Annotated in this window: 16 protein-coding genes and 1 other annotated feature; of the genes, 3 read left to right on the top strand and 13 right to left on the bottom strand. The window is 39.3% G+C overall.

Annotated elements, in window-relative coordinates; all coding sequences use genetic code 11:
* Positions 1–2: 2 nt before the first annotated feature.
* Positions 3–229, bottom strand: a binding site (T-box leader).
* 241 nt (positions 230–470) lie between these two features.
* Positions 471–977 carry a ferritin gene (locus CEF22_RS08890; protein ID WP_100402575.1) on the top strand — a complete coding sequence of 169 codons (507 nt, stop codon included), beginning with the start codon at positions 471–473 and terminating at the stop codon, positions 975–977.
* A gap of 70 nt (positions 978–1047) precedes the next feature.
* Here CEF22_RS08890 and CEF22_RS08885 read toward each other — a convergent pair whose 3' ends face one another.
* The 10 genes from CEF22_RS08885 to CEF22_RS08845 form a co-directional block, all read right to left on the bottom strand.
* The gene (locus CEF22_RS08885; RefSeq protein ID WP_100402574.1) at positions 1048–1323 is read right to left on the bottom strand and encodes an adhesin; all 276 of its coding nucleotides are present in this window, start codon (positions 1321–1323) and stop codon (positions 1048–1050) included.
* Positions 1324–1346: 23 nt separating this feature from the next.
* Complete coding sequence (gene arsA, locus CEF22_RS08880) at positions 1347–3116, bottom strand: arsenical pump-driving ATPase (protein WP_100402573.1); 1770 nt, start codon at positions 3114–3116, stop codon at positions 1347–1349.
* A 20-nt stretch (positions 3117–3136) separates the two neighbouring features.
* Positions 3137–3502: an arsenite efflux transporter metallochaperone ArsD gene (gene arsD, locus CEF22_RS08875; RefSeq protein WP_100402572.1), complete on the bottom strand. Its 366-nt coding sequence runs from the start codon at positions 3500–3502 to the stop codon at positions 3137–3139.
* A gap of 23 nt (positions 3503–3525) precedes the next feature.
* Complete coding sequence (gene arsC / locus CEF22_RS08870; protein ID WP_100402571.1) at positions 3526–3945, bottom strand: arsenate reductase (thioredoxin); 420 nt, start codon at positions 3943–3945, stop codon at positions 3526–3528.
* Positions 3946–3960: 15 nt separating this feature from the next.
* Positions 3961–5256: an arsenic transporter gene (locus CEF22_RS08865; RefSeq protein ID WP_100402570.1), complete on the bottom strand. Its 1296-nt coding sequence runs from the start codon at positions 5254–5256 to the stop codon at positions 3961–3963.
* A 14-nt stretch (positions 5257–5270) separates the two neighbouring features.
* On the bottom strand, positions 5271–5615 hold the full coding sequence (locus CEF22_RS08860; RefSeq protein WP_100402569.1) for an ArsR/SmtB family transcription factor: 345 nt from the start codon (positions 5613–5615) through the stop codon (positions 5271–5273).
* Positions 5616–5749: 134 nt separating this feature from the next.
* Positions 5750–6400: a hypothetical protein gene (locus CEF22_RS08855; protein WP_100402568.1), complete on the bottom strand. Its 651-nt coding sequence runs from the start codon at positions 6398–6400 to the stop codon at positions 5750–5752.
* A complete protein-coding gene (locus tag CEF22_RS18500; RefSeq protein ID WP_157843201.1) occupies positions 6397–6570 on the bottom strand; it encodes a hypothetical protein in 174 nt (57 codons plus the stop codon). Before CEF22_RS18500 ends, CEF22_RS08855 begins: the two co-directional genes overlap by 4 nt.
* 342 nt (positions 6571–6912) lie before the next feature.
* Positions 6913–7131 (bottom strand): hypothetical protein, encoded by a 219-nt coding sequence (locus CEF22_RS08850; protein ID WP_100402567.1) that lies wholly within the window; start codon positions 7129–7131, stop codon positions 6913–6915.
* 122 nt (positions 7132–7253) lie between these two features.
* Positions 7254–9233 carry a methyl-accepting chemotaxis protein gene (locus CEF22_RS08845; protein WP_100402566.1) on the bottom strand — a complete coding sequence of 660 codons (1980 nt, stop codon included), beginning with the start codon at positions 9231–9233 and terminating at the stop codon, positions 7254–7256.
* Between the two features lie 323 nt (positions 9234–9556).
* On the opposite strand from CEF22_RS08845, the gene CEF22_RS08840 reads away from it, so the two are divergent.
* Together CEF22_RS08840 and CEF22_RS08835 are read left to right on the top strand one after the other, a co-directional pair.
* A complete protein-coding gene (locus tag CEF22_RS08840; RefSeq protein WP_100402565.1) occupies positions 9557–10690 on the top strand; it encodes an FIST signal transduction protein in 1134 nt (377 codons plus the stop codon).
* Between the two features lie 22 nt (positions 10691–10712).
* Positions 10713–11720 carry a methyl-accepting chemotaxis protein gene (locus CEF22_RS08835; protein ID WP_100402564.1) on the top strand — a complete coding sequence of 336 codons (1008 nt, stop codon included), beginning with the start codon at positions 10713–10715 and terminating at the stop codon, positions 11718–11720.
* Positions 11721–12080: 360 nt separating this feature from the next.
* On the opposite strand, the gene CEF22_RS08830 is transcribed toward CEF22_RS08835, so the two are convergent.
* The 3 genes from CEF22_RS08830 to CEF22_RS08820 all read right to left on the bottom strand — a co-directional run bounded on the left by CEF22_RS08830 (position 12081) and on the right by CEF22_RS08820 (position 13782).
* Positions 12081–12704 carry a hypothetical protein gene (locus CEF22_RS08830; protein ID WP_100402563.1) on the bottom strand — a complete coding sequence of 208 codons (624 nt, stop codon included), beginning with the start codon at positions 12702–12704 and terminating at the stop codon, positions 12081–12083.
* A 66-nt stretch (positions 12705–12770) separates the two neighbouring features.
* Positions 12771–13094: a hypothetical protein gene (locus CEF22_RS08825; RefSeq protein WP_100402562.1), complete on the bottom strand. Its 324-nt coding sequence runs from the start codon at positions 13092–13094 to the stop codon at positions 12771–12773.
* A 115-nt stretch (positions 13095–13209) separates the two neighbouring features.
* The gene (locus CEF22_RS08820) at positions 13210–13782 is read right to left on the bottom strand and encodes a GNAT family N-acetyltransferase (RefSeq protein WP_100402561.1); all 573 of its coding nucleotides are present in this window, start codon (positions 13780–13782) and stop codon (positions 13210–13212) included.
* Positions 13783–13809: the final 27 nt, after the last annotated feature.

The raw sequence follows: 13809 nt of genomic DNA, 5'->3' as shown, positions 1-13809 counted from the left end.
TAAAAAGGGACGAGCGTGTGTTAGACCCGTGGTTCCACCCAGATTCCCATCATGTTCCTTGCCATGATGGCTCCTTTGGCTGTATCGTAGCCGCTACGGTATTGATTACTATTCGTTCACCAATACAGCTCCAAGGGGGTAAGTCATTTTTTCGTGTTAGGAAGCTTCCACCTTTGCTTCCCTCTCTGTGAACCGTAAAAAATGCTCATGTCCTTTTCAACGCCTGTTGTATATTGTTAATTACTATAACGGATATGGTAATTCTAGTCAATCGAAAGTTAAAATTTTCTTTTTGTTGAATTGATTTCTTCTAAAGCTAATTTTTCATTTTGAACTATTGTAACCCTCGAAAAAATTGATTATGATTGATAACTAGACACAACCAAATTTTTTCATTACAATATAATTGATATTGATTCTCAATAAACTATGAGAACTTTATCACATTACATACAAAGGAGTTTTTACCTATGTTATCTAAGACTTTGCGAGATGCACTAATCGATCAAATGAATTTTGAGTTTTATTCAGCTCATACGTACATGGCGATGGCTGCTTATTGTACGTCAGAAAGCTACGATGGCTTTGCTAACTTTTTCCTTGTGCAAGCGGAAGAAGAGCGTTTTCATGCAATGAAGTTGTACCACTATATTAATGATCGTGGAGAAAGAGCGATCGTGTCTGGCTTTGAAAACCCGAATAACGAGTTTTCTTCTATCCTTGAAGCTTTCCAAATTGGCTATGAGCATGAGAGAGAAGTAACAAAACGTTTCTACCACCTGTCAGACTTGGCGATGGATGAGCGCGAGCATGCGACAATGGCTTTTTTGAAATGGTTCATTGATGAGCAAGTGGAAGAAGAATCTACATTTGATACGCTCATTAACAAAATTAAGCGCATTGAAAACAACTCCAACGCCCTATTTATGCTAGACAATGAGTTAGCGACTCGTACATTTGTGCCACCAGCAGAATAAGTTACAATATGAAAAAAGCCGATGATTCCACTCTTAGGAATCATCGGCTTTTATGTAGGTTCAACTATTTTTAACAGCAGTTGCTAGCACCTAATAAAACCAACCCTGTACCATTTTCATTTTCTTCTTTATCTAACGTTAATTCATCCGTTCCTGTCATTTTCGAATCGAATGCGACTTGAATCCCATTAATCATTTTAACCGTATCAGACTCAAGTGGTGCATCTAAAGTTAATGCAAATTGTGGGCCGCAGCAGCCAGCTACGGAAGTTAAGCGAATGCCCTCTGCCCCTTTTTCCTGTAAAAAATTTTGTAGCAATTGTTTCGCTTCATCTGTGATTTTCATTTCTAACTCCTCCTTCAATTCATTTACTGAATGTAATCTTTCAGCTCGTCGTATCCAATCTTTTCTTCTTGTAGCCAAGGAATAAGGGCACATTTCTCTGCTTTATGATCATTGACTTCTTGAATCCATTCCGTTTCCGCCATTGCTTTGCTCTTTAGAAATGGATCGTTCGTGTTTGTGACGGATAAACTTTGATTAATCACCCACCACTGCGGATGAATGCTAGCTCTTCTTAAATCATCCTGTAATCGTGACGCTTCTAAAACAGGTGTTGCTTCTGCAAGCGTGACAATCACCACGGCTGTTTCTTTTGAATGGCGAATTTGTGGCAGTAATTTTTTTGCACTTTCTGGTACATCTCCTGTTGATCTAGCCACTTCTTTACTATAAGACTCCGAAGCATCTAGCAATAATAAGGTATGTCCTGTTGGTGCCGTATCTATGACGACAATTTCGTTTTCTGCTTTGGCTACTACTTCAGCAAAAGCATGAAAAACAGCAATTTCCTCTGTACATGGCGACTCTAAATCTTCCTTTAAGTAAGCAAGACCCGCTTCATCTAAGTCCTTACTTGACTTAGCTATCACTGCCGCTTTATACTTCTCGACTTCAACTTTTGGGTTAATACTTCCAATCGTTAAGTTTGGATTCAGATGATCGCTTTGAAATTGATAGTCTAGGTGAGCGGCAGGGTCTGTCGTTGTTAAATGTACACGATGGCCCTTTTCAGCTAACCCTACCGCAATAGCAGCTGCGACGGTTGTTTTTCCTACTCCGCCTTTTCCCATTGTAAAGATTAACTTCGTATTGTTAACTGAAAAATCATCAATAACGTCTTTTAATCCTGACAGATCATTTGATAGCTTTTTCGCTTCTATATCCGTTACTGTTGTCTGTTCGTACAGTTTAAACAGCTTTCGGAGGTTTTCCACCCCTGTTAAAGAATAAGGCACATACGGTAGCGAGTACGTAGTGATCTCTTGTAAATGTTCTGGTAACCGCTTTAATGCCTTTCTTTGTCGATGATAAAAAGCTAAAGAGACCTTATCTTCTTCATTGTACTTTTGAAAAAGTCCGTTAACGATAAGCATTTGGTTGTTGATGCCAATCTCTTGAAGCTCATTTGAAGCACGACCAGCTTCCACAAGGGCTGACATCTCTGGCCTTGTGACTAATATTAGCGTCGTCTTAGTCGAGTCAGAAAGGACAGACATTGCCTTTGAATAGAACTCCTTTTTCTTTCCTAATCCAGATAAAGGACCTAAACAAGATGCCCCATGGGTACTTTCCTCTAAAAATCCTGTCCAAGCAGTCGGAAGCTGTAACAGACGTAGCGTATGACCTGTTGGAGCGGTGTCAAAAATAATATGATCATAGCGATGGACCATTTCACTATTGGTGAGAAAGGCTGTAAATTCATCAAATGCAGCAATCTCCACTGTACAAGCCCCGGATAGCTGCTCTTCCATTGTCGCCACTACTGCTTCTGGAAATTTATCTCGATACGGACCAACAACACTTTCACGATAAGCTTTCGCTGCGGCGTCAGGATCAATATTGCTTACAAATAAATGTTCAATCGACGGAACCGCTTTAGGTGTACTTGTTAATTCGATGCCAAATACATCTTGTAAATTAGAAGCGGGATCGGTACTAATAAGCAACACCTTTTTTCCACTGTCAGCTAAGGCGACGGCTGTGGCGCAGGCCGTTGATGTTTTCCCTACCCCACCTTTTCCTGTTAAAAATAAAAATTTAGTATGAACATGATTTGGACTGAATGTAGGATACATACGTCTTCCTTCTTCCCCCATTATGATAATTGTTCTAAATTGATCGAAACTCGAGATGTTGGCTTTTTATTTAATTCTTCTACCTGTACGCCAAACCATTGAGCAAACTCCTCGTTCGTTGGATATGTTCCTATTTTTACCATTTGGTCATTTGCTAAAACAACAGGTAACGCATCGGGACCTTTTTCCATCAATACACGATTGATTTCATCGTTTTCAGCAAACTTGTCAGGATCATTAGTTAGTTGGTAACGTTTAATAGAAAAACCTTTTTGCTCTAGTGAATAAACAGCGGATGCTACTCTCGTTAATTCGGGATCTACACTAGGCCCGCACACCCCAGTGGAACAACACATAGCCGGATCAAAAATTTCAACTTTATTCATCTGATAACCTCCTAGTTATAGGCTTACTGTCCGGTTTCCGAAAAATGTTGGATTCTTTCAGCAATTTCATCACGGACGCGTTGGAAGAACGTCCATTTTTCTTCGTCTGTTCCTTCCGCTTTGGCTGGATCATCAAATCCCCAATGCTCACGTTTCACATGAGGTGGCGTGAGCGGACATTTATCAGCGGCATCTCCGCATAATGTCACAACTAAATCGGCCTTGTTTAAAATGTCCGGATCAATGATGTCAGACGTTTGATTGGAAATATCTATACCTGCTTCCTTCATTGCTTTTACCGCATTAGGGTTCAATCCATGCGCCTCAATACCAGCACTATACACGTTCCATTCCTCGCCTAAATATTTCTTCGCCCATCCTTCTGCCATTTGGCTTCTACAAGAGTTTCCTGTACATAAAAAGTAAATTGATTTTTTAGACATGATCTAGTTCTCCTTTTAGTAAAGTAATAATGCTACATATAGACCTAATAACGTGATAAATAAAATCGGAATCGTTAAAATAATCCCCGTTTTAAAATACGTTCCCCATGAAATCTTGACCCCTTTTTGGGATAAAACATGAAGCCATACTAACGTCGCTAATGAGCCAATCGGGGTAATTTTTGGCCCTAAGTCTGATCCAATCACATTGGCATAAATCAGCGCCTCACGAATCGCACCCGACGTATTTGTTTCAGCAATCGCCAAGGCATCGATCATAACAGTTGGCATATTATTCATCACAGACGATAAGAAAGCGGCAATAAAGCCCATTCCTATTGTGGTCGCAAATAACCCTTGTTCAGCAACAGATTGGATAACACTAGCTAATGAATGTGTTAACCAAGCATTTCCTAAACCATAAACGACTACGTACATGCCGATGGAGAAAAAGACAATACTCCACGGTGCTCCTTTCAGCACGGCTTTCGTATTCACCACATGACTTCTTCTTGCCATTAATAAAAAGAAAATAGCGATTAAGCCAGCGACAATGGACACGGGAACTTGAATGAACTCGCTGGCAAAGTAGCCGATCAATAAAATCCCAAGAACATACCATGAAAGACGAAACATTTTTTGATCCTTAATCGCTTCTACAGGTTGCTTTAATTTAGATAAATCATACGTTTGTGGAATGCTTTTTCTAAAATAAATCAATAATACTGTGATCGTTGCGACCAATGAAAACAGATTAGGAATAATCATTCGTGAAGCATATTCGACGAAGCCAATGTTAAAGAAATCGGCAGAGACAATATTCACCAAGTTACTGACGACAAAGGGTAAAGAAGTGGTATCCGCAATAAACCCACTTGCCATAATAAATGGAAAGATCATCTTTTCTTTGAATTCTAAGTGACGAACCATCGCTAATACGATCGGCGTCAATATTAAAGCTGCCCCATCATTGGCAAATAGCGCGGCGACGATCGCACCTAACATGCTCACATACACGAACATTTTGATGCCGTTTCCTTTCGCTGCTCGTGCCATATGCAAAGCCGCCCATTCAAACAATCCAATCTCATCTAATATTAAAGAGATCAAGATAATGGCAATAAATGATAATGTCGCATTCCATGTAATGTCGATCACTTCGAGCACATCATCAAAGCCAACCACTCCTACTACAAGAGCAAGCACCGCTCCCCCACAGGCGGACCAGCCGATATTCAAGCCCTTAGGTTGCCAGATAACGAAAACCAGTGTTACTAAAAAAATGACAGATGCCAATATTGCTGTTGTCACGATACTAACCTCCATTAGTCACAAGAGATGCGAAGCCCCTGTTCTTCTAGTTGTTTCAATTGAAAATCTTGGCTTGGAAGATGCGAAAGTAAACTGTGGACGAAAGGATAATAAGTATTCTCTTTATTTAATGAATAAATCATCCATTGCCCTCTTCTTGTTTCCTGTACTAATTCCACATCTCTCAACTTGCGAAGATGTTGACTAATAGCAGGCTGGCTCATGTTAAAAATCGCCACAAATTCACAAACACAATAATCATTCGTGTCCAACATTTTGACCATTGTTAGCCTTGTTTTATCACCCAATAACTTTAAGATCGCTGCCGCTTTCCCTATTTCAACCATTGACTCTTGCATATAAACACCCCCTATACTCCGATTTACATCAATATATAATCATTTGCTTATATAATAGTATACTTATATCTAAATGGCAACAAAAAGATATAAAAAAACCGATGATTCCTTCACTTAGGAATCGTCGGTTTTCTTCAACTTTCCACCCGACCAAGGTACTCACCCGTTTTTGCCTGGTAGTACACATCTACTCTTTTTCCGTTACGTTCTCCGCTAACAGAGATAAAAATATTTTTCGCATCTCTGACAATCCGAAAATGATATCCTGTTGAAAAAGGGTCGTCTTTTGGCCCAGGTTGTAGTTCAAATTGTGTAATAGCTTGTTTCACTATTTGATTGCTGTCTATTTGAATGTCTGAATTTTTAATCCGATATTCATCTGAACTAGCTGCTATAGTGTAATTTTTTAGTTTTCCCTTTTCGATAACAACAACGAGATGGCGATCTCGATTCGGTAATGCATACACCCCTCGCCAATCTCTCCTTTTTCCATTGGTTCCATCAACCCTTCGATCATCGACACTGTTTAAAAAGAGTAGCTCTGGATTTTCATCATATTCTTTTGCTTTTTCAAAACCAAGTTCGTAAGCATTTAAAAGCGTGATTTCCTTATCAGGTAATCTGTGAAACGACTCTACCTGGAACGTTTGATCCTTTCTCAGTTCTTTATCCGCATGAGCTACACGCTCATGAACAGGTGGATCATTTGTAAAAAATTGCGTAGTCAAAAATGAATAGAATCCCATACTAACAACAAACAAATACACTATCGTCTTTCTTTTCAAATCGCTTTCCTCTCCTGATCTAAGTAATCGTTAAACAGCAGCAAGCCCGCTACCGCATCTTCTTCTTTAAACTTTAACGCAATTTCACGCATAAACACTTGGCCTTGCATCACTTTTCCTGTCTTGATATAGTAAGCTCTCATCTGATGTAGCACTTCGTAGGCATCCATCGGTTTATATCCTCCAATCTTTATTGTGTTGGGCGCTTTCTTTGACCTTGTACGGCACTTCTTCCACTTTCTTACGCTTTCTTCGACCTTGCATGGTACTTCTTCGACTTTCCTGCGCTTTCTTTAACCTTCTACTGCATTTCTATAAAAATTTATTATGCCCCATTTCTTGTACAATTATTTCGGCAATTTGTTGATCAACTGACCGGCTCTACCTATTCACCATTTATATAGAAAAAAATCATAAAGAAAGACACCCCACTTGAAAATTTTCCGCAAAAAAATACAAGGTCTGACTAAAATTGCTGTCAGACCGTCAAAAGCCACTCTCTTGGCGAAAAATTATTGAGGTGATTTTTCTCTTTCCATTTCTTCTAATTTGAAAAAGCTCACTAAACCGAACAACAAAGAAAATAAAACGATGACCTTTAGTACCCGGACGGGGTTCACACTCATTTGAGAGCTTAGCATCGTCGGAATGTCAGTGTTCATCAATACAACCGACAATAGACCTAACAAGATCGAGCCCCACATCACTTTTCTTATATTCGATTGCGACAAAATGATTCAATCCTCCTTTTATTTATAATATTCTGAATATTAATGAGAATACCTGCTATTTTTTAAATCCACAAAAAAATAGGCTAATATACGAGCATAACCCATACATTAGCCTATCGATTTTATAGCTTAAATTTACTTACTTGATGATATAACTGTTCCGCAAGCAGTGATAAAGAGTGAGCGCTTTCTGCAATTTCTTCTACAGATGTCGCGGTTTGTTGGACAGAGGCAGAGGTTTGTTCAGCCCCTGCTGCTGCTTGCTCTGATACAGACACAATCGTTTCAATCGAAGCATTCATTCCCTTTGAGTTTTCTGACATACTCGCTAATCTTCGTGAAACTCTTCCTATTTTTTCTACAGTTGTCGTGACAGCCTCATTGATTTGTTTAAACGTTTCTCCCGTCACTTTGATTTGACTTGAGCCTTCTTCAACTTGTCTGTATCCTGTTTCTAATGAATGTACCATTCCCTTTGCCTCATTTTGAATATTACCAACGATCGTAGTAATATCTGTGACAGATTCAGAGACTTGTTCAGCAAGCTTTCTCACCTCATCAGCCACGACAGCAAAGCCTTTTCCATGTTCGCCAGCCCTTGCTGCTTCGATCTCGGCATTCAAGGCTAGTAAATTGGTTTGTTGAGCAATGCTTTGAATGACATCGACAAGCTTTGATACTTCTTGCGACTGTTTGTCAAATCCCTGTACTTTTTCAACGGATTCCTTCACAAGCGAATGGATAGAACTCATTTGTTGAATCGAACTCTCCATGAAATGACGTCCCTTACTTGTCATTTCTAACACTTCATTAGATGCATGGGCAACTTGTTCTCCTGCTTCATTCGCTTGCTCCATCTTAATAATAAAATCTTCCATGACTTGATCGAGATCATGCGCTATATTCGCCTGGGTGTCTGCCCCCCGAGCTAACTCCTCCATGGTCACAGCTACTTGCATACTTCCTTCTTTTACTTCATTGGAGGATTGCGTTAACTCTTCACTCCGACTTGATACTTCTCCCGCTGCATGAGAAACGTTCTGAATCGTATACCGAAGATGATCGCTCGTTTGATTAATTGCGTGAACTAGTTCTCCGACTTCATCCTGTGATGAAGTCACCATTTTTTCCGCACTCAAATCGCCTTGTGCCACCGCTTGAAGCCTTTTCACAACGTTAGAAATCGGTCTAGTAATACTGTTAGCCAAATAAAACGAAACGACAATAGCGATGACAATCGTTCCAAGTATAATGATGATCGTTTTGACAAACAGGTTTTTCTCCATCTTCATAATCGGCGTTAAATCTTGTGAAATTTGGATCATCCCTTGTACTTTATCTCCTAAAGGGTTGTAGAGAGGATGATAAAAATGGATTTGCTCCCCTTCGATCACTTTCACTTCTTGACCAGCTAACACTTTGTCTGAAATCGAAACATCTCGAATCGGTTGGCCCATTTCGTTAAGATGTTCTTTTTCTGTAGTTAATGCTAGTTTATCGTTCTCATAGAGTGAGATATTTCCTGCAATCGAATGGCGAATATCATTTAGCATGTTATCTGTAAAACCAAAGCCCACTTGAAACGTACCTATGACCTTATTTCCATCTTTGACTGGCACAAATGCTCGCACAGCTAATCCCGATTGACCAAAAGAAAACCCTTTCACTTCTTCTCCTGATAGAGCAGCTGCAATGTCTTTACTATCACTCTTATCATCACTGAATTTTGTCAAATTATGAGCGCGCGTAACGACTTGACCTTTTTCATCACCGAATTCAAAAATGGAAAGACCCTTTTCTTCCTCTAGCATATTGTATATCGGGACCATTTTTTGATTTAATTTCTCTCTATTTTTTTGTTTAAAAATAGAAATGACTTCCTCATCGTTTGCATAACGTTTCGCGATGAGCAATGCTTCATTTGCTTTTTGTTCAAAATAATAATCAGATACAGTTTTCGCATGTTGGATATTCTCATCAATCATTCCATCTAATCCTTCGGTCGCTTGTCGATAAAGTAACGTCGAACTGATCAATAATGGAATAGCGGATATTAACAAGAGAATCGTAACTAGTTTCGTTTTTAAAGATTTTTTCAGCATGTTTATAAAACCTCTCTACAATTTTAAGGTGATTCGCAAAAGTAATTATTATCAATCGCTAATGTTCGTCTATATAAAATCAACCGAATCGCCTCCCTTTTCCACTCCAAAAACAACACTTCACAATAGGTTTTTATACCTATAATATTATAATGAATTTCCGACTAGAATACCAACTTAACCCTATTATCTTTACATTTATTTAACATTAACTAGTAAAATATCGATCATTTTTTAACAATTTTTCGTTAATAAACAAAGGATTAAATGGTACTATTAGTATAATATATGAGTAATTATTTCTGAAAAAGGAGTCGAAAGTAATGGTTAAAGCTATTCTATCAAGCTATTGTCATACATCTAACCTAGATTCTGTCGCCTCACAATTTAAAAATGAGCTTCATGACCAACCAACACTTGTGTTATTTTTCGCAAGTACTGCTTATGACTTCGCCTCATTATCCCATCAGCTACATGAGATGTTTCCGAAAAGTGAAGTGATTGGGGTTACGACCGTCGGCGAGATTTCATCCGCTGGTTTCCAATCAGGCGGTGTCGTCGCGATGTCGTTTAATCAGCAATTCCAAGCAAAAGGCGTACTCGTTGAAGATATTGAACGCTTCCCGATTTACTCAAGAAAGCATTTAATCGAGGCCGCTAAAAATATAGGCATTTCCTTGTATTCTGCTCATCCTGAGAAGGAAGGACTAGGTTTAATATTTCCGAATGGTTTAGTCGCTGGGGAAGAAAAGATGCTTTCAATCGTCAACTCCCTATTTGAGCATGAAGGCTTTCCAATTTTCGGCGGGACGGCGGGAGATGATGCTAAGTTTACCGAAACATTTGTCTCTGTAAATGGAATAGTGTCCTCTAAAGGAGGCGCCTTTGTTTTTATAAAAACGTCATTGGACTTCGTGATCCACAAAGAAAATATTTTCCGACCAACAGGTAAGACAATGGAGATGACGCGTGTCCATACCGAAGAGCGCATCGTCTATGAAATGAACAACAAGCGAGCCGCTTCCGAATATGCGCGGCTTCTCGGAATTAGCGAGCAACAGCTCCCTTCCTACTTTATGAAGAATCCTCTTGGTCGAACAGTGAATGGACAAGTGTATATTGCTTCCCCCTTTCAAGTGCTAAAAGATGGGGCAATTCAATTTTATTGTCAAATTTTCCAGCATCAAAAAGTGGAGATATTAGAGCCAAAAAATCCGGTTTCCACGTTGCAGGAGAGCATCGCTCAGTTAACTGCGTCATTTCATACCATTGAAGGGGTGCTGGCAATTAACTGTATTTTGCGTAAGTTGCAATTTGAACAGGAGCAATTAATTCCAGCCTTAAATCAACAGTTAGCTGCTCTCCCTTCATTAGCTGGATTCAGTAGCTACGGGGAGCAATTAAATAAAACGCAGTTAAATCAAACACTCGTCATGCTATCTTTTGGAAAAAAATAACGATAGAAAGAAAGGAATTATCATGTGGGGAAAACGAAAACCATCGGTGAATGTGAGCGCAGAGCTCAAAGAATTTTTAGCATTAGATGAGCAAGAACAACAGAGAGTCATTGAAGCGATGGAAGAACTTACGCAATTGTTAAGAAAAACGAGTGAAAAAAACTCGAAGCGAGACGCTGAAGTAACAGAATATATTTCTCATATTCAAGAGAGTATTCATCAGCAAAATGATATTTTAAATGAGTCTCAGACGAACATTCAAGAAATTGTTCAATTAACCGATCAAGTACATACGCATACGAATCAAATAGAACAGTCGGCCCATCAAAATTTAGCATTAATTGATCGTGGTTATGTGCAAATTGATGAGCTGATCGAGCAAATGAATCATGTGCGAACGCTCTTCTTTCAAATTAGCGATACGATTCAAAGCTTTCAAAATGATGTAAGAGATATTTCCAATTTTGCAGAAGTCATTCAAGGAATTGCCGATCAAACGAATTTATTAGCGTTAAATGCTTCGATTGAAGCGGCAAGAGCCGGAGAACATGGAAAAGGGTTTGCGGTCGTGGCGGAAGAAGTTCGAAAGCTTGCCGATCAAAGTAAACAGGCACTACAAGTAATCGATCAAAAAGTGGAGGAAATCGTCGGCAAAGTGGGCGAAGTGTCAGCGGATGTCCATTCCAAAACGAAGGATATCGAAGTCGTCGAGTCATTAACACAAAATACAAAAAAAATGTTTGATGAAGTCGCGTCCGCTGAAAAAATGTTATTCTCTCTTATTACAGACATTCGAGCATCGACGAACACAACCGTCACTAAATTACAGACCTTTACATCTGATTTAGATCAATTTTACGACAAAAACTCTAATAACCGTGAGCATATTGATCGACTTTATCAATTTTCAGAAGAAAAATTCGCCCTATCCACCGACATCTTCGCATTCATTAGCCAGCTTTCTCACCTAATTGCTGACTTTGAAAACAAAGGGAAGCATGTGAAGTCGTGGGTAGAGAACAGAGAATAGACAGTTTGGTTGATAAAAAATGACTGCCTTCGAAAAATGATGGCAGTCGCTTGTTGTATGTAGCCTAGTTAGCTAGTCAGCCATGCGGCAATCAAGACGGTCGATGAACAACCACCGTATAAGCCGGGCTCATGGATTTGATCGAATTTGTAAGCTTGTAAGTCTTGAGCTTTGAATGATAAGAGTCTTGATTTTTGAGCTCTGAGTGCTGAACTTTGAGCTTTGAGCTTTTATCCCATTTATTTAGTATCTCACTAAATGATCTGATTATGATAAAAGTTGGAGCGGCTGTAAGGTCAAAGCCGCGAGCACCTGTTCAGTTGCCTTGATTTTCGACTAACTAACTAGTATTTATTCACTTTATTCAGGTACTTCAATTTCTGTCAACGTATTGGACGTGGATAGAACGAAATCGACTTCTGTTAAAAACTCGTCAATCTTTTTTTCTAGCTGTTCGTATTCGTCACGTAGCTTGAGTGGATCAACGATTTTTGCTTCGTGTTTTTCACGATAGCTTTTCGTCAACTCATTGCTTTCTTCGACTTTCAATTTCGCTTCCCGGCCGTATAGCACTTCTAATTGGCGGTCTAGCTGTTCCTTGACCTCTGCATTAATCTCTTCCACGTCATCTGTCACCGATGAGAACTCACGCTTCATCTTTTGCAGAAGCTCCTGCTCATATTGGATCGATGTTTTGCGTTCAATCGCTTCAGCAACCGTATATGTATGACCGGCAATTTCAACGTTCGTTTTCGCATTCGATAAAACAATCGCTGACTTAATCGCATTTCGGCGTTTAATTAAAGCTAGCGTCGATTGATAGCTGGCACGTGCTTTCTCTTCAAACTCCTTCACAGAAGCAAAGCCACTGACCGGTTTATTACCGACATGGTATTGAATCAATGGAGTGGAATTCATCGTCGAATGAATCCGTTTATCTAATAGTTTCAGCTCCGCTAAAGCTCTCGTAATTGATATTTTCATCTATGACTACCTCCATTTTTTATAACTATATCACAATAGGTTAATACATACATAGTTGGAAGATTGTTATACCTTATTTTGAAGTTGCTTTTTCAGTATCCGGCTTGCGCTCTCTCCTAATTGCAACGCCGCTCCCCATTTCAATTGCTCCTCCTCATTAAAATCCCTATTTTCAAATGATATTACTTGATAAACAGCTTCAATGGAAGCGATATACAGTAAAAGAGCGCCAATACTATTCGCTTCTTGGTCACTTACATGATCTAACTCCCACTGACTGAAATGAGCTACCTCACTTAGCGTTACAGCTCTTGTATGCTCTAACATCGAAACGAGATCTCCTATTTTGTCTGTATAGCCTTCTAATGACCGAATTGTATAGTTAATCATCTTCTATCCCCCTCATGGCAACATAAAGAAAATATTACCCAGGAAATAAATAGAAATAAAGACTGAACATTCACAACGTATTATGATAAAATAAAATTGAACATGTCTGTTTATGTCACACAAACGCATCCGGATCAGCTAGTTTCATAAACCGATAAAGCTCTTCGCTCGTAATCTCCTTCCCAATACGCCCCATCATAAAATTGTACGGATAGCCCGCAATGTCAGGTTCATTCGTTTGGATGTCCTCAAAGCGACTCGCCTGCAACATGTTTTTTAGCAATTGTTTATATGCGTAAGCATCTCCTTTCGTTATTTGCAAATCCCAATGCCAATAATATTCTAGTGAAATAATGATTTTACTTTCTAATGCAGGATTAGCCGTTACCGTTTGGACTAGCTGTTTCGCTATTCCTTTCCCCCTGAAACTTGGAGCCACCTCGACTACACCTAGCGCACGAACGAAAGGCAGATTGCTCCATCTTTCTTCTTTTTCAGGTGGCAACACAACGGTGTAGCCGATAATCGTATCACAATCAATAGCTAAAGACATCGTTACTTCCTCACTCAGTGCCGCTCGTAACGTCGCTTGCTGATGATCAGGCTCGCGAAATCGATTGAGTAAGGAATGGAATGTAAGCCTTTTCATATTCATTTGGACTTCCTCTTGATTTACAATTATTTTCATTATCTACATCCTCCGTTCTCTTTTTTC

This window comes from Bacillus sp. FJAT-42315 (assembly GCF_002797375.1).
Taxonomy (GTDB): domain Bacteria; phylum Bacillota; class Bacilli; order Bacillales; family Domibacillaceae; genus Bacillus_CE.
Note: the sequence above shows the minus strand (reverse complement) of the source record. Positions and strands in the feature narration are given on the sequence as shown.